At 64.3% G+C, this 15,350-nt stretch carries 20 protein-coding genes; 10 read left to right on the top strand and 10 right to left on the bottom strand.

What is annotated here, in order from left to right; all coding sequences use genetic code 11:
• Nucleotides 1-6: 6 nt before the first annotated feature.
• The 6 genes from SBA_RS19410 to SBA_RS19385 are packed head-to-tail and all read left to right on the top strand — an operon-like array spanning nt 7 to nt 4,728.
• Nucleotides 7-714, top strand: a complete 708-nt coding sequence (locus tag SBA_RS19410) for an AraC family transcriptional regulator (protein ID WP_261937283.1) — start codon at nt 7-9, stop codon at nt 712-714.
• The gene (locus SBA_RS19405; protein ID WP_261937282.1) at nt 714-890 is read left to right on the top strand and encodes a helix-turn-helix domain-containing protein; all 177 of its coding nucleotides are present in this window, start codon (nt 714-716) and stop codon (nt 888-890) included. The genes SBA_RS19410 and SBA_RS19405 overlap by 1 nt, the downstream gene beginning before the upstream one ends.
• Nucleotides 887-2,368, top strand: a complete 1,482-nt coding sequence (locus tag SBA_RS19400; protein ID WP_224546829.1) for an aldehyde dehydrogenase family protein — start codon at nt 887-889, stop codon at nt 2,366-2,368. The genes SBA_RS19405 and SBA_RS19400 overlap by 4 nt, the downstream gene beginning before the upstream one ends.
• Complete coding sequence (locus SBA_RS19395; RefSeq protein WP_224546827.1) at nt 2,365-2,787, top strand: GFA family protein; 423 nt, start codon at nt 2,365-2,367, stop codon at nt 2,785-2,787. The genes SBA_RS19400 and SBA_RS19395 overlap by 4 nt, the downstream gene beginning before the upstream one ends.
• Entirely contained in the window at nt 2,788-3,588 is an 801-nt protein-coding gene (locus SBA_RS19390; RefSeq protein WP_261937281.1) for an SDR family NAD(P)-dependent oxidoreductase, read from the top strand.
• A 33-nt stretch (nt 3,589-3,621) separates the two neighbouring features.
• On the top strand, nt 3,622-4,728 hold the full coding sequence (locus tag SBA_RS19385) for an NAD(P)-dependent alcohol dehydrogenase (RefSeq protein WP_315975830.1): 1,107 nt from the start codon (nt 3,622-3,624) through the stop codon (nt 4,726-4,728).
• A gap of 349 nt (nt 4,729-5,077) precedes the next feature.
• On the opposite strand, the gene SBA_RS19380 is transcribed toward SBA_RS19385, so the two are convergent.
• From SBA_RS19380 to SBA_RS19355, 6 genes are all read right to left on the bottom strand, one after another.
• Complete coding sequence (locus SBA_RS19380) at nt 5,078-5,773, bottom strand: spermidine synthase family protein (protein WP_261937279.1); 696 nt, start codon at nt 5,771-5,773, stop codon at nt 5,078-5,080.
• A gap of 31 nt (nt 5,774-5,804) precedes the next feature.
• Entirely contained in the window at nt 5,805-6,014 is a 210-nt protein-coding gene (locus SBA_RS19375; protein ID WP_261937278.1) for a hypothetical protein, read from the bottom strand.
• Nucleotides 6,015-6,073: 59 nt separating this feature from the next.
• Nucleotides 6,074-6,214: a hypothetical protein gene (locus tag SBA_RS19370; protein WP_224546820.1), complete on the bottom strand. Its 141-nt coding sequence runs from the start codon at nt 6,212-6,214 to the stop codon at nt 6,074-6,076.
• Between the two features lie 134 nt (nt 6,215-6,348).
• Complete coding sequence (locus SBA_RS19365; RefSeq protein WP_261937277.1) at nt 6,349-6,678, bottom strand: DUF6481 family protein; 330 nt, start codon at nt 6,676-6,678, stop codon at nt 6,349-6,351.
• Nucleotides 6,679-6,765: 87 nt separating this feature from the next.
• Nucleotides 6,766-6,972: a cold-shock protein gene (locus SBA_RS19360; RefSeq protein WP_129927484.1), complete on the bottom strand. Its 207-nt coding sequence runs from the start codon at nt 6,970-6,972 to the stop codon at nt 6,766-6,768.
• A gap of 325 nt (nt 6,973-7,297) precedes the next feature.
• Entirely contained in the window at nt 7,298-7,717 is a 420-nt protein-coding gene (locus SBA_RS19355; RefSeq protein ID WP_261937276.1) for a MarR family winged helix-turn-helix transcriptional regulator, read from the bottom strand.
• Nucleotides 7,718-7,801: 84 nt separating this feature from the next.
• On the opposite strand from SBA_RS19355, the gene SBA_RS19350 reads away from it, so the two are divergent.
• A complete protein-coding gene (locus SBA_RS19350) occupies nt 7,802-8,638 on the top strand; it encodes a p-hydroxycinnamoyl CoA hydratase/lyase (protein WP_224546814.1) in 837 nt (278 codons plus the stop codon).
• Nucleotides 8,639-8,696: 58 nt separating this feature from the next.
• On the opposite strand, the gene SBA_RS19345 is transcribed toward SBA_RS19350, so the two are convergent.
• From SBA_RS19345 to SBA_RS19330, 4 genes are all read right to left on the bottom strand, one after another.
• Nucleotides 8,697-9,068, bottom strand: a complete 372-nt coding sequence (locus tag SBA_RS19345; RefSeq protein WP_224546812.1) for a PilZ domain-containing protein — start codon at nt 9,066-9,068, stop codon at nt 8,697-8,699.
• Nucleotides 9,069-9,342: 274 nt separating this feature from the next.
• Nucleotides 9,343-9,579 carry a hypothetical protein gene (locus SBA_RS19340; protein WP_261937275.1) on the bottom strand — a complete coding sequence of 79 codons (237 nt, stop codon included), beginning with the start codon at nt 9,577-9,579 and terminating at the stop codon, nt 9,343-9,345.
• Between the two features lie 103 nt (nt 9,580-9,682).
• The gene (gene hutC / locus SBA_RS19335) at nt 9,683-10,381 is read right to left on the bottom strand and encodes a histidine utilization repressor (protein WP_261937274.1); all 699 of its coding nucleotides are present in this window, start codon (nt 10,379-10,381) and stop codon (nt 9,683-9,685) included.
• Entirely contained in the window at nt 10,378-11,742 is a 1,365-nt protein-coding gene (locus SBA_RS19330; protein ID WP_261937273.1) for a formimidoylglutamate deiminase, read from the bottom strand. Before SBA_RS19330 ends, hutC begins: the two co-directional genes overlap by 4 nt.
• A gap of 73 nt (nt 11,743-11,815) precedes the next feature.
• Here SBA_RS19330 and hutI point away from each other — a divergent pair, with 73 nt between their 5' ends.
• From hutI to hutG, 3 genes are read left to right on the top strand one after another with little or no spacing between them, the layout of a single operon-like run.
• A complete protein-coding gene (gene hutI / locus SBA_RS19325; RefSeq protein WP_261937272.1) occupies nt 11,816-13,015 on the top strand; it encodes an imidazolonepropionase in 1,200 nt (399 codons plus the stop codon).
• A complete protein-coding gene (hutH, locus tag SBA_RS19320; protein ID WP_261937271.1) occupies nt 13,012-14,541 on the top strand; it encodes a histidine ammonia-lyase in 1,530 nt (509 codons plus the stop codon). The genes hutI and hutH overlap by 4 nt, the downstream gene beginning before the upstream one ends.
• The gene (gene hutG, locus SBA_RS19315; protein WP_224546805.1) at nt 14,538-15,344 is read left to right on the top strand and encodes an N-formylglutamate deformylase; all 807 of its coding nucleotides are present in this window, start codon (nt 14,538-14,540) and stop codon (nt 15,342-15,344) included. The genes hutH and hutG overlap by 4 nt, the downstream gene beginning before the upstream one ends.
• The last annotated feature ends 6 nt before the right edge of the window (nt 15,345-15,350 follow it).

The following is a 15,350-nucleotide window of genomic DNA, read 5'->3' as shown; positions in this document are numbered from 1 at the left end:
GCGTGGATGCCTCCCCGCAACAAGGTGGGCACGAACGAGAGCATCATCATCGATGCGCTCGGACGGATGCCGGACATCCAGCTTGGCTCGGACGATGATGGCTGGCAATTATGTCGTTGGCGCCAGTTCGTGGGCACCTATACCCTGCCGGCGCTGCCCGATCCGGTCTTCACCGTCCATATCGCCGGTAAGCCGCAGGTGAAGACCTGGGATCGCGACGGGTGGAGCGAACTCAGTTCCATGCCCGGCTGTGCCACGATCGTTCCTTCGGGGCAGGAAACCGGTTGGCTGGTCGATGGCGAACTGGATGTCGTGACGCTCAGCGTCTCGTCCCATATCCTCAAGGCCGCACCCGCCGCAGACCAGTTCCGGCGGCTGCGCTTCGCCTTCACCGACCCGCTGGGCGTAGCGCTGACGCGGCAAGTGCTGGCGGAACTTTACGCCCCGCCATCGCCCGCGCGCGACATCTATGTCGGCGCCATGGTCAATGCGTTGAAGGCGCACATGCTGCGCGGACCGATTTCGGCGAGCGGCGATGATATCCCGACCGCCGCCTTCTCCGCCTATCGCCTGCATCACGTCATGAACGCGGTCCAGCAACGGCCCCAGGCCAGTCACAGCCTGGAGGAAATGGCGGCGCAGGCCGGCATTACCCCGTCGCATTTCTGCCGCGTGTTTCGCAAAGCGGCGGGCATGTCGCCCATCAATATGTGATGAAGACCCGGCTCGACCGGGCGCGGCAGATGCTGACCCAGTCGGACATGGGGCTGGCGACGATCGCCGAATTTCTCGGCTTCACCAACCAGAGCCATTTTACGCGCGCCTTTCGTCAATATGCCGGCGAAACCCCTAGCGACTTCCGCAAGCGCGGACGGGAGATGATGCAATGACGATGCAAGCGGGGACGATGCAGGCGGGCTTTGCCGGGCTGAACCTGCCCGACCTGCAGCTGCGGGCCGGGGACGACATACTGCCGGTAACGAGGCTGGCGGCGGATGAAGATCCCTGCACCGGTCAGGCCTTTGCCGATATTCCGGTCGCCAGCGACGCTGATGTCGATGCAATCGTCGCGGCGGCGAAGGCGGCGCTGCGCGACCCGGCCTGGCGCGATCTGGTTCCGTTGGCGCGCGAGCGGTTGCTACACCGCTTCGCCGACGCGATCGAGGCCGACATCCAGCGCCTTGCCGCTCTGGAATCGCTCGATACGGGCAAGCCGGTCGCGATTGCCGAAGCCGTCGATATTCCCGCCGCCGTGGCATGGCTGCGCACCTATGCCGGATGGCCGAGCAAGCTTGCGGGCAGGGCCGGGACGCTCGCCGCGACACCGGGTGGCTATCATGTCTATACGCGACGCGAACCGATCGGCGTCGTAGCGGCGATCACGCCATGGAATTTTCCGATCGTGCTCGCCATGTGGAAAATCGCGCCGGCTTTGGCGGCGGGATGCACGCTGGTCCTGAAACCGGCGCCGGAAACGCCGCTGTCGGCGCTGCGTCTGGCCGAGATCGCCCGCGAAGTGGGATTTCCGCCCGGGGTATTCTCGGTCGCCACGGGCGACGGCCGCACCGGCGCGGCGCTGGCCGGCCACCCGGATGTCGCGAAGGTCGCCTTCACCGGCTCCACCGCCACCGGGCAGGCGATCCTGGCCGCATCGGTCCCCGCCATCAAGCGGGTCACGCTGGAGCTGGGCGGCAAGTCGCCCTCGATCATCTGCGCCGACGCCGACCTGTCGCTCGCCATCCCCCAGGCGGCGATGGGCTGTTTCTTCAACACGGGACAGGTCTGCTATGCGGGCACGCGGCTCTACGTTCATCGCTCCGTTTACGATCAGGCGCTCGAAGGGATCGCGCAGGTCGGCGCGGCGCAGAGGATCGGGCCGAGCGGCGATCGCGCGAGCCAGCTTGGCCCGCTCATCAGCGCCCGGCAGCATGACAAGGTCAGCGGCTTCGTCGACCGCGCCCACCGCGCCGGAATCGAACGGGTAGGGGGCGACATCGCTCTTCCCGAGCAAGGGCATTATTTTGCGCCGACCGTCCTGCGCGACGTATCCCCCGATGCCGAGGCCGCCCGCGAGGAAATATTCGGCCCGGTGCTGGCCGCAACGCCGTTCGACGATCTGGATGAGGCGATCGCGCTGGCCAATGACAGCGCCTATGGCCTCGCCGCGCATGTCTGGACCCGCGACCTGGCGACCGCCCATAGCGCCGCCGCGCGGATCGAGGCGGGGACGGTCTTCATCAACTGCATCATGGTCGCCGACCCTGCCTTTCCCTTTGGCGGGTTCAAGCAATCGGGCCTTGGCCGGGAGAATGGAATGGAAGTGCTGGACGCCTATCTGGAACCCAAGTCGGTGGTGGTGGCGCTATGAGCGGGCCGCTGTCCCATGGCCGCTGCCTGTGCGGCCAGGTTCGCTACAGCTTCACCGGCGCGCCACTGCTGACCGCGGTCTGCCATTGTCGTCATTGCCAGCGGCAGGGCGCCAGCGCCTTTTCGGTCGTCGTCGCGGTGCCGGCCGATTCTTTCACGCAACAGGGCGAGACGAAGGTCTTCGCCGACACCGGCGACAGCGGTCAGGCCGTCGCGCGGCATTTCTGCCCCACATGCGGATCGCCGATCGCCTCGATCGCCGATGCCTTGCCGGGACTGGTGCTCATCAAGGCCGGCACGCTGGACGATTTCGACCGGCATGTCCCTGTCATGGAAGTCTATTGCGACAGTCGCGTGCCATGGTTGCCGACAATGCCCGACGCGCAGCAATTCCCCGGATCGAATATCGGAGTAGAGTGAGTGAGCCAGCCCCTATTTGCCCTGGACGGCAAGATCGCCCTCGTCACCGGCGCCGCATCCGGCATAGGCCGGGGCACCGCCCAGCTGCTCCATGCGCTGGGCGCCACCCTCGTCCTGACCGATATCGACGACGCCAGCCTGGCGCAGACGGCGTCGATGCTGGGGGACGACGTGGTGACGCTGCATCATGACGTGTCGAGCGAGGCCGACTGGGCGGCTGTGTTCGCGGCAGTGGAGGCGAAACATGGCCGGATCGACATATTGGTCAACAATGCCGGCATCATGATCGCCCGGCCCTTTGCCGAAGCGGGAATCGACCTGCTTCGCAAACAGCAGCGGGTCAATGTCGACAGCGTCTATCTGGGCATGCAGGGTGTGTTGCCGCTGATGCGCGCGGCCCTGACGCAAGGCGCGAGTACGACCGCGATCATCAATGTTTCGTCCATTTATGGCAAGGTCGGCGGCGCGGAATATGCGGCCTATAGCGCGACCAAGGGCGCGGTGCGCGCGCTGTCCAAGGCGGTCGCAACCGAGCTGGCGGCGACCGGCATTCGCGTCAATACCGTGTTGCCGGGGCCGGTCGCGACCAACCTCAGCGCCGACTGGGAGCCGCCGCGCGATGCGGACGGCAACCTCATCCCGCCGGAGCAGGCGCTGGCCGCCTGGTCACGGCTGATTCCGATGGGCCGGCTGGGCACGGCCGAGGACATCGCGCCGTTGATCGCATTTCTCGCCAGCGACGCGGCGGGTTTCATCACCGGATCGGAATTTATCGCCGACGGCGGCTATACGGCCGCCTGATCGCGCACGGAAAGGACAGGGCCAGTGGACATCATGGCGGCGATCGCGCGCGAAGCGCACGGGGATTTCTCGGTCGAGACGGTGCAGATCGAGACGCCCCGGCCCAATGAGGTGCGGGTACGGATCGCCGGGGTCGGCTTGTGCCACACCGACCTCGTCGCGCGCGACCAGTTCATTCCGATCCCGCTGCCCGCCGTGCTTGGCCACGAGGGCGCGGGCATCGTCGAGGCGATCGGTTCTGCCGTAACGAAGGTGCAGGTCGGCGACGCCGTCGTCATCGGCTTCAGCAGTTGCGGCCATTGCGCCCGCTGCGACGAGCATCTGCCGTCCTATTGTCGCGACTTCCCCATGCTCAACTACACCGGCGCGCGTCCTGACGGCAGTTCCGGCCTCAGCCTTGGCGAGCAACGCCTGTCCGCCAGCTTCTTTGGCCAATCTTCCTTCGCCAGCCACGCCCTGGCCCATGAGCGCAATGTCGTGCGCGTCGATGCACAGGGGATTGCGCTCGAAACCCTCGGTCCGCTCGCCTGCGGCCTGCAGACGGGCGCGGGCGCCGTCATGCGATCCATGGCCTGCCCGCCGGGAAGCAGCATCGCGATCTTCGGCGGCGGTCCGGTCGGACTGGCGGCGGTGATGGCGGCCGTCATTCGCGCGTGCGCGACCATCATTCTGGTCGAGCCGATCGCGAGCCGCCGCGCCATGGCGCTGGAGCTGGGCGCGACCCATGTCATCGACCCGGCCAGCGGCCCGGCATCTGAAGACATATCCGCGGCGATCCGCGCCATCCTGCCCGATGGCGTGGACTTCGCGCTGGAAACGAGCGGGCGCGAGACGGTGGTCGAAGCGGCGCTCGCCAGTCTCGCCAGCCACGCCATGCTGGGACTGGTCGGTGTTCCGCCCCGGCCCGAAAGCAGCATCGCCATCAACCTGGCGTCGGTCATTACCTATGGCCACAGGATCATCGGCATCGTCGAGGGCGACAGCGACCTGGACAGCTTCATCCCGGAACTGCTGGCGCTGCATCGCGCGGGTCGCTTCCCGTTCGACCGCCTGATCGCGACCTTCCCGCTGGCCGAAATCAATGCCGCTGTCGTTGCTCAACATGAGGGCGGCTGCATCAAGGCCGTCCTGCTGCCTTAAGCAGGAGACGCCCCGTCACATCGCCACCCTCGATGCGCTCAGGCACCGATGACCAGCTTGTTTCCGTCGATATTGAGGTTGAGCTGCAATTCTTGCGAATATTCGTCCGACGTCTCGCCAAAGGTGATCGTGAAAAAGTCAATCTCCAGCTGATTGTGGTCGCGTCCGGGGCGAGATGACAGGCGTCTTCCCGGCTGACGGTGGAATTGATGTCATGCGAGGATCAGAAGTGACGGCCCATGTAATGGACAAACAGGGGGAGGGGACGAGAAGCTGCTGTGGCGCTGTGCCGCGCCATCATGGGGACTGATATGGACCAGACGAATAAACGACCATCCCGGTCGTGGCATCATTCCCGTCGGGTCGCAAACCAGATGGTGTGGGTAGCGGGCTCGCCGTCGATCACCACCGCCACATCAACCTCTTCGACATCGAAACGGGCCTGCTCCAGCCTTATGACGAAATCGTCGTCGGGATAGGCCGACCATATGGCCAGAATGCCCCTGGGTCGCAACGCCGCATAGGCCGCACGCAACCCCCAGTTGCAATAGAGCCGTTCGTTGGCGATGTGGATCAACCCATCGGGTCCATTGTCGACATCCAGCAGGATCGCGTCATATCCGACCGTCTCCTGCACGATGGCATCATGGACGTCGCCCATCTTCAGCGACACGCGGTCATCGTTCAGATAGTCGTGGAACAGGTGGGCCAGCGGCCCTTTCGCCCATTCCACGATCGCCGGGAGGAGTTCGGACACCGTGATGGCGGCAGTCGCCGGGAGCGCTTTGAGCGCTGCCCCCAGCGTAAAGCCCATGCCCAGCCCGCCGATGAGGATGCGGCTGTCGGAATGCGCCAGCCGCTGGCATGTCAAAATGGCCAGTGCCTCTTCGGATTGCCGAACCTGATTGCCCATCAATTCCGTGTCGCGAAAGCGGATCGAATAATCGTCGCCGCGCCGCAACAGGCGCAATGTCCCGCCATCGGGAAGATCGGCCGTGTCGATCAGTTCCACCGGAACTGTCGCAACTTCAGCAGTTATGGCCAAAAACATGCCCCTTCATTGGCTTGATGCGCTGTTATTGCGTGGCATATTGTCCGGGTTGAGCCTTGAACGTGTCGCGCGCGAAATTGCGCACGGCCGCTGCCGACTTGAACACTTCATCCTGCAACTGAGATGTTACGAGCGGATAGCCCTGGGAATTATAGCGGGTTTCGCGAACAGTGAGCCGAAAATTCCCTTCCTCATCCTTGGTAATCAAAAAGGGGCGGACTTTTTCTCGGCTCATGGGTGTTCCTTATAATATTGGGAGGCCGGCAGGACATATGTCCTCCCGGCCTGCGATGTTCAGCCCAGCACGGCCGCGACGATCTGCTTCAATTCGCAGCTCGACAATATTGCTGCTGCCGGCGTGGCCGGTCGTCCGGCCGACCGGCCATAAGGCAGGCGGAGGGCCGGGCGGCCGCGGGTTTCGGGAGTGATATTCATTGTAAAATCCTGGCGGCCTGTGCCGCGTTCTGTTTGCAGGCGAAAGGCGCATGATCCTCCCGCAGGGCGCGCCGTCGGGACGTTAATCCCCGGATCGCCGCCTGACGGTGGAAATGCGCCATGCCTCTTCAAAATCAGGCCCGGTTCTTCCGGGCCAGATAGCGCGCGTCGCGCGCGGCCTTGCGTTCGGCTTCCGTCAGCACCGGCTTCTGGCGTGCGGCGCTTGCCGCCGCGGCTTCCAGGGCCAGCGCCCGCTTGGCGGCCTTTTCTTCCTTGGCCGCCAGAAGCGCTTTCTGACGCTTTTCCCGCGCAGCCGCTTCCTTTGCGAGACGCCGTTCGGCGCGTTCCGCCGCCGCGGCCTCATCGACCGGAGGCTTGTCACGCAGTTGCTCGAGAACCGCCGTTCGGGCGCGCGCCGCCGCAGCTATGCGCTCCTGAAACTGTGGTTCCTTATATCTTTTCATGCAGAGAAATATCCTGTTGTTCCAAATGCAGGCGGGAAGGGGCCAGGCGATGGAGCCGCCCGGCCAAGTCCCCCCGATAATGCCTTGTCAGGCCGCCTGGAGATTGACTGCCGACATCTTGCCGCGCTGATCCTTTTCCAGTTCGTAGGTCACGCGCTGGTCCTTATCGAGCGTGCGCAGGCCGGCGCGTTCGACGGCGGAAATATGGACGAAAGCATCGTCGCCGCCGGTTTCCGGAGCGATGAAGCCATAGCCCTTGTCGGCATTGAAGAATTTGACGGTTCCGGTGATCATAACGAAGTCTCCTTGTCGCAAGTCCACGGGCATACGCGACAATTCGCGCATCCCGGCTTTTAGAGGCAAATATGGGGACAAAGGAGAGCCGAAGCGGCCCGATATCCGTCAAAACGCGACGTTCAGCAAAGTGGCTTTAGCACAAGTCGCTTCAATTTCAAAATCCGGCGCTGCGCAAGGGTGGAGACGATCCGGTATGCAAGCAGAAATGAGCGGCGCTGGCACGAGTCTCTTTTGTCACCAGGCGGATAGGCGATGACGCCGGGCTTGGCTTTGGGCGGCGCGTGGGGCGCCGGTCATTGTCCGTTGCCCCACCGCAGTCGGGCTACGGCGCCGTCATCCAAAGGGCATTGAGCGCCGGAACGAAATGATCCCGATGCTGCCTGGGAATGCGCGCCAACAGGTCCGCCTCGAACGCTTCGGTGATGGCCTTGGCGCGCACGAGCCGTTCCTGCCCCTCCTCGGTGAGCATGATCGCCATCGACTTGCGATCCAGCGGCCTGCGCCGGATCAGCTTCTGCGCATCCAGACGATTGAGCAGCGGCACCATGTTCGCGCGCTGAATGTCGAGGACGCGCCCGATCTCGCTCGACGTAATGTCGTCCCGCCCGTCGATCAGCAGCAAAACCGACGCCTCGGACAATTTCAGGTCGATTGCCTGCAGACGCGTGGAAAGATCATCCATCATCACATGCGCCGCCCGACGCAGGGCGTAGCCGGGCAGATGGGCAAGAGGATCGTGCATCAAGGCTCCATTATGCTATTGTACATAGCAATTAAATTATGCTATCTATCATAGCAAGCTTTAGTCAATCCGGGAAGGAATGCCATGTCTGATCGCGCAGAAGAAGATACTGTCGGCTTCAAGGTCGAAAACCGCATCGCCACTGTGTGGTTCAATCGCCCGGAGAAGCGCAACTGCATGAGCCCCAAGCTCAACCGGCAGATGATGCGGATATTGGAAGAGCTGGAATTTCGGGACGATGTCGGCGTGCTGGTGTTGACGGGCGAAGGCACGTCATGGTCCGCCGGCATGGACCTGAAAGAATATTTCCGGGAAAATGAGCAGCAAGGCCTGCACGCGACGCGCAAGGCGCAAAGAGAGGCCTATGGCTGGTGGGAACGGCTGCGCTGGTATCAGAAGCCGACGATCGCGATGATCAACGGCTGGTGCTTCGGCGGTGCCTATGGCCCGCTTTTTGCCTGCGACCTGGCTGTCGCGGCGGAAGATGCGCAGTTTGGCCTTTCCGAAATCAACTGGGGCATCCTGCCCGGCGGCGGCGCGAGCAAGATCATCACCGAACTGACGGGGTTCCGGCGATCGATGTATCACGCCATGATGGGCGAGAACCTGACCGGCACGCAGGCGGCGGAATGGGGCCTTGTGAACGAAGCCGTGCCGGCCGCCGCGCTTGAAGCGCGCGTGACGGAGATCGCGACCGTGTTGCTGGGCAAGAATGCGGAAGCTCTTCGCGCCACGAAATGGGCCATCCGCCGCGTGCGCGAAATGACCTACCATAATGCGGAGGATTATCTGGTGCGCGCGCAGGAAGCGGCCGGCTTTTTCGACAGCGAAGGCCGCAAGGAAGCGACCCGGCAGTTTATCGACGAAAAGACATTCAAGCCGGGGCTGGGCAGCTATGATCTGGACAAGGCGAAAAGCTGATCTGTCCTATGAAGCGGATCGGTTCCGGCCGGTCCGCTTCGGCATCCCGGACGGAATTTCAACGCCGTAATTCGGCCCCGTCCAGGCGGTCCCGCGAGAATTTCGCGATCATATCCGTCAGGCTTGGAACGCTCGTCATATTATCCTGAATGACCTGTAGCGGGTCCACCATCTGGGTGAAGCGCACGCCGCACAGGTCGTCGCGAACCCAGCTGATACGCGATGCCATGTCCAGCCCCTTGGCGCGGAGCTGCACGCGACTACCGACCTTTAATCCGCGACCTTCTTCCAGCAGGCATCCGCCCGCCGAGATATCGCCGACGATCACCATGCGCGCTTCATCGCCTTCGAGCAATTCGGCTTCGAAAGCGGTGACGAAGCGCGGATGTTGCCTCCGGTCAAATCTGAAGGCCAATTTATCGACTGTCATCGCGACATTCCTTTAGCAGCGAAAGCGTCGATTTTTCGGCGCAGTTGTTCCCGACCAGGTCGAGCATCCCCGAATCTTGTCGATATTTGTGAAAAAATGGTTAACGCGGCCACCGGCCAATTTTTGCCTAGCCATTGATTTTGCTTGAAAAAGCCGAACAGCAACCCGGGAAGGCGGTCGGCGGTCGGCTGAGTGGACAAGGAAGTAAGATCAATCGAATTGCCCCCTGTGTCGACGATCTCTGCGTCCCCTCCGAACGACAAGCCGCCCGGCATCAACCGCCATTGGATGGATGACCGCTTTGCTGCGCGCCGTTGTCGACATTCACATTGTCGGCACCGGACCGACCCGTTTCGAAAAAGCCGAACCCGACTGCCACCGCCAGAAGGATGACGATCAGCAGCAGGCTGACCGCAAGGATATTACGGGTAACCCGCGTCCGCGAGCCACTTCGCGCGTCGGTCGTCGTCACATGGGTGACGCTTTCCTCTTTGTTCCCAGTCTCATCCATCGCCTTCTCCTTTGGCGCGATAACCCGCGCCCCAGATGGCAGGTTCCCTTTCCGGCGGAATACGGCCGGTTTCCCATGCTTTGAAGGGCCGGCGCGGCGGCGATCAGGCGATGAAGCGCGCGCTCAATGCATGATCGCCCGGATAAAGCAGTCTGACATGCGTGATGCGTTCTTGGGTGCGCCATGTGGCGCGTTCGATCGACAGGCATGGCGCGCCTGGATGCAGGTCCAGATGCGCCGCCTGGGCGGCGGTCGCGGCCGTCGCCGTGATGCGATGCTGCGCGTCCGTCCAGGGAACATGGCCGAGCAGCCAGCGGCCGGGGCTTTCGCGCGTAAAGTCTATATCCGCGGCGGCAGGGACGATGACAAGGTTGATGAGTCGCTCTTCCAGCGCGAAGGGCGTTCCATCGGCGCGATGGATGCCACGCAAGGCGAGTACCGGCCCCGCCGTCATCGCCAGCAGGCGACGATCATCGCTATCGCCCTCCCGTTCGGTCCGCTCCAATATTTCTATACTATGCCTGCGCCCCCGTCGTTCGACCTCCACCGCCACATCCGGAATCTCCAGCATCGCGCGATGCATCGTCGGCGCAGCGACAAAGCTGCCCGCGCGCTTGCGCCGGTCGATCAGGCCGCGTTCGGTCAAGGCGGATATGGCCTTGTTCACGGTCATCCGCGAACAGGCATATTCGGCCATCAATTCATGCTCCGGCGGAATGCGGTGCCCCGGCTCCCACACGCCCGCCATGATCCGATTTTCTATATCCTGGCGGATGCGATCGTGCAGCGTCGCCGGCTTCATGCGAGCAGATCTGCGAGCACGCGCCGATAGCGCGCGGCAATGCGGTCGCGATGGATATGCCGGCCTTGCTCGACGACGCGGCGACCGCGCCGCCAGACGCCGTCAATCGCCGACCGACCTGCGGCGAAGATCAACCCGTCGAGGATCGCATCCCCCTGCCGCCCGGCCAGAGAAGGATGATCGCCGTCGATCGTAAGAAAATCCGCCGATGCCCCCTTCGCCAGGGCGGCCGGCGCGCCAAGCGCACGCGCCCCGCCCTGCAACGCGCCGCGAAAGAGCGCGCCGCCGGTCGATCCGCCCGCCGACGCCATGACATTACGACCGCGCGCGCCCAACCGCTGACCATATTCCAGGAGACGCAGTTCTTCGGTCGCGTCGATCAATATGTTGGAATCCGACCCGATGCCATAACCGCCGCCGGCCGCCAGGAATCCGGCGGCCGGGAACAGGCCGTCGCCCAGATTGGCCTCGGTAATCGGGCAGAGGCCCGCCACGGCGCCGCTTGTCGCCAGCGCTTGCGTTTCCGTGTCGGTCATATGGGTCGCATGGACGAAGCACCAGCGGCTGTCGACCGCCATATTGGCCAACAGCCATTCGACCGGGCGAGCGCCGCTCCAGGCGACGCAATCCTCCACCTCCTTCACCTGCTCGGCGACATGGATATGGATCGGCCCGTCGCTCAGCGCGGCCAGCGCGCTCAGTTGTGGCGGCGTCACCGCGCGCAGGCTGTGGGGAGCCACGCCCAATATCGCATCCGGTAAAAGGGAAAGGCCGGTGCGCAGCCGGTCGAGCAACGCCGCAAAACCGCCCATGTCATGCAGGAAGCGGCGCTGTCCGTCGCCGGGCGGCAGGCCGCCGAAGCCGGCATGGGCATAGAAGACCGGCAGATGGGTGAGTGCAATGCCGCTGTCCTGCGCCGCCGCGACGATCGCGGCGCTCATGGTCGCGGGATCGGCAAAGCGGCGACCGTCACGGTCATGATGGAGATAGTGAAACTCCCCGACGCGGGTAAAGCCGCCCTCCAGCATCTCGACATAGGCGAGAGCGGCGATCGCCTGAAGCTGGTCGGGCGTCACGCGATCGACGAAGCGATACATGGTTTCGCGCCAGGTCCAGAAACTGTCGTTCGTCGATCCGCGAACCTCCGCGAGACCGGCCATGCCGCGCTGAAAAGCGTGGCTGTGCAGGTTGGGCAGGCCGGGGAGGGCGATACCGTGCCGCTCGTCACCGGCCTGGGCGTTGGCGCCACATGTGATCGAGGCGATCACCCCATCGCTGATGGCGATCCGCACATCATCCGCCCAGCCCTCTGGCAGCAGGGCCGTGGCGAAATGCACGAAATGGCTTGCGTTCGCATTCATCGGCTGGCCTCCGATATTATGTCTATACATTATTATCCATCGGTGCAATGCTCGGAGGGCAGGGAGATTCGACATGCAATGCGATCGACTTTGGAGGGATGCGCGGTTGGCGACGATGGCGGGCGAAGGCCTGGGCGTCATCGACGATGGCGTCATCGCCGCTGTCGACGGGCGCATCATCCATGTCGGCTCCGCCGCCGACGCGCCTACCTTTGAAGCGGACGAGGTGATCGGCTGCAACGGGCGCTGGATAACGCCCGGCCTGATCGACTGCCACACCCATCTGGTCCATGCCGGGAATCGCGCACAGGAATTCGAACTGCGGCTGGCCGGCGCCTCCTATGAGGCGATTGCACGGGCGGGCGGTGGCATTTTGTCGACGATGCGCGCGACGCGAGCGGCCAGCGAAGCGCAACTGGTCGGAAGCGCCATGCGGCGGCTGGATGCGCTGATCGCCGAAGGGGTGACCACGGTCGAGATCAAGTCCGGCTACGGCCTGACGTGCGACGACGAGATCAAGATGCTGCGCGCCGCCCGCGCGTTGGGCAAGGAACGGCCCGTCACCATTCACACGACCTTCCTGGGCGCGCATGCCGTCCCACCCGAATATGCAGGCGATTCCGACGGCTACATAGACCTGGTCTGCGAGGACATGCTGCCCGCGGCCGCCGGTCTGGGCCTGGTCGACGCGGTCGATGCCTTTTGCGAAGGGATCGGCTTTTCGGCCGATCAGACCGGCCGCGTATTCGGCGCCGCGCGCGCGCTGGGGCTGCCGGTCAAGCTGCACGCCGAACAGCTTTCCAACCTTAACGGCGCCAGGCTGGCGGCCGAAGCGGGCGCGCTGTCGGCCGATCATCTCGAACATCTCGACACGGAAGGGATCGCCGCCATGGCGCGGGCCGGAACGGTCGCGACCTTGTTGCCGGGCGCCTATTATTTCACGCGCGAAACCCGGTTGCCGCCGATCGAGGGACTGCGCGCCGCCGGCGTGCCGATCGCGCTCGCGACCGATTGCAACCCCGGCACGTCGCCGCTGACGTCGATTCTTCTCGTCATGAACATGGGCGCGACCCTGTTCCGCCTGACCGTCGAGGAATGCCTGCTGGGTGTCACGCGCCACGCGGCCCGCGCGCTGGGATCGAGCGACGAAACCGGCACGATCGAGGCGGGCAAGAGCTGCGACCTTGCCATCTGGGACATCGAACGTCCGGCCGAACTCGTTTATCGCATGGGGCATAACCCGCTCCATGCCCGCATCTGGAAGGGCCTATGAGCCAGATCATTCTTACCCCCGGCGAAACCAGCCTGAGCCAGTGGCGCGCCATCTACCGGGGCGCGATGCCCTATATCGATGCTGCCAGCGCGCCGGCGATCGCGGCGAGCGCGCTGGCGGTCGAGCGCATCCTGGCGCGACATCAGCCGGTCTATGGCATCAACACCGGCTTCGGCAAGCTGGCGAGCGTCCGGATTGGCGACGGGGATCTGGCGACGCTCCAGCGCAATATCGTTCTCAGCCATGCGGCTGGCACGGGAGAGCCCTCGCCGGTCCCGATCATACGACTGATGATGGCGCTCAAGCTCGTCAGCCTCGCTCAGGGCGCGTCGGGCGTGAAGCCGGAAACGGTGGCGATGCTCGAAGCCCTGTTGCAGCACGGCCTGACGCCGGTCGTGCCGTCGCAGGGGTCGGTGGGCGCGAGCGGCGATCTTGCGCCGCTGGCGCATATGGCCGCGGCGATGATCGGCGTCGGCGAAATCGATGTGAATGGCCAGCGCCTGTCCGCTGGCGCCGCGCTGGAGCGGGCCGGCCTGTCTCCCCTGGCGCTTGGCCCGAAGGAGGGGCTAGCGCTGCTCAACGGCACTCAGTTTTCGACCGCCAACGCCCTTGCGGGCCTGTTCGAAACGGAAAATCTGTTCCAGTCCGCGCTGATCACCGGCGCACTCGCGACCGAAGCGGCGAAGGGATCGGACACGCCTTTCGATCCGCGCATTCATGCATTGCGCCGCCAGCCGGGCCAGATCGAAACCGCCAGGGCGCTGCGGGAACTGACGGCGGGATCGGCGATCCGCGCGAGCCATCTGGAAAATGATGCGCGGGTGCAGGACCCCTATTGCCTGCGCTGCCAGCCGCAGGTGATGGGGGCGGTGCTGGACCTGATGCGCCAGGCTGCGACGACATTGGCGATCGAGGCCAATGGCGTATCCGACAATCCGTTGATCTTCCCCGACACGGACGAGGCACTCTCCGGCGGCAATTTCCATGCCGAACCGGTCGCCTTCGCCGCTGACATGCTCGCGCTCGCCATTTGCGAAATCGGGTCGATCACCGAACGGCGCATCGCGATGCTGGTCGATCCGGCCCTGTCCGGTCTGCCCGCTTTCCTGACGCCGCGGCCGGGACTCAATTCCGGTTTCATGATTCCGCAAGTGACCGCCGCGGCCCTGGTGTCCGAAAACAAGCAGCGCGCGACCCCGGCCAGCGTCGATTCCCTGCCAACCTCCGCCAATCAGGAAGACCATGTGTCGATGGCCGCACATGGCAGCCGACGCTTGCTGGACATGACGCGCAATGCGGGCGCCGTCATCGGTATCGAATTGCTGGCGGCCGTGCAGGGGTGCGATTTCCATGCGCCGCTGGCGTCCAGTCCCGCGCTGGAGCGCGCCCGTGCCCGCCTGCGCCGCGACGTTCCGATGCTGGAGGATGATCGCCATTTCCACCCGGATATGGAGGCGGCCAACGCCATCATTCGATCGGGCGCCTTGATCGTAGCGGCGGGCATAGACTTGCCGGGCCTGTCATGACCGACTGGATCGACATCATATCCGGCGATGCGCCGCTGGTGATCGGCCTGCCGCATACGGGGACCGATATTCCGGCGGAGCTGGAGAATCGTTTCGTGTCGCCCTGGCTGGCGCGCAAGGATGCCGACTGGTGGATCGACCGGCTCTACGCCTTCGCCGCCGACATGGGGGCGACTATGGTGCGGACCCGCCTGTCGCGCAGCGTGATCGACTGCAACCGCGATCCGTCCGGCCAGTCGCTCTATCCAGGACAGACGACGACAGGGCTGTGCCCGACCGAAACATTCGACGGCGAACCGCTCTATCATGTGGACCAGGAGCCGGACGAGATGGAGATTGCGCATCGGCGCACCGCCTATTTCAACCCCTATCATGCGGCCTTGTCGGCGGAACTCGATCGGCTTCACGCTCTGCATGGGAAGGTCGTGCTGTACGACGCCCATTCGATCCGCAGCCATGTACCCCGATTGTTCGACGGCCAACTGCCGCAATATAATATCGGCACGGATGGCGGCACGACCTGCGATCCCGTTCTGGAGGAGGCCGTGGTCGGCACGGTCGGGGCGATCGGGCGCAACCATGTCCTCAACGGGCGCTTCCGGGGTGGCTGGACGACGCGTCACTATGGCCGACCGGCGGAAGGCTATCATGCGATCCAGATGGAACTCGCCATGGGCGGCTATCTGGTCGAGCCGGCGCGGCCATCGCCCGGCAACTGGCCACCGCCTTTCGATCCTGCGACCCCGCTGATCGCCGACCTCAAAACCATCATCGCGGCGTGCATCGCCTTTGCCCGCGCCTGAAGGAGT

Source organism: Sphingomonas bisphenolicum, assembly GCF_024349785.1.
Classification (GTDB): Bacteria; Pseudomonadota; Alphaproteobacteria; order Sphingomonadales; family Sphingomonadaceae; genus Sphingobium; species Sphingobium bisphenolicum.
This window is presented reverse-complemented; position numbering and strand designations above follow the sequence as displayed.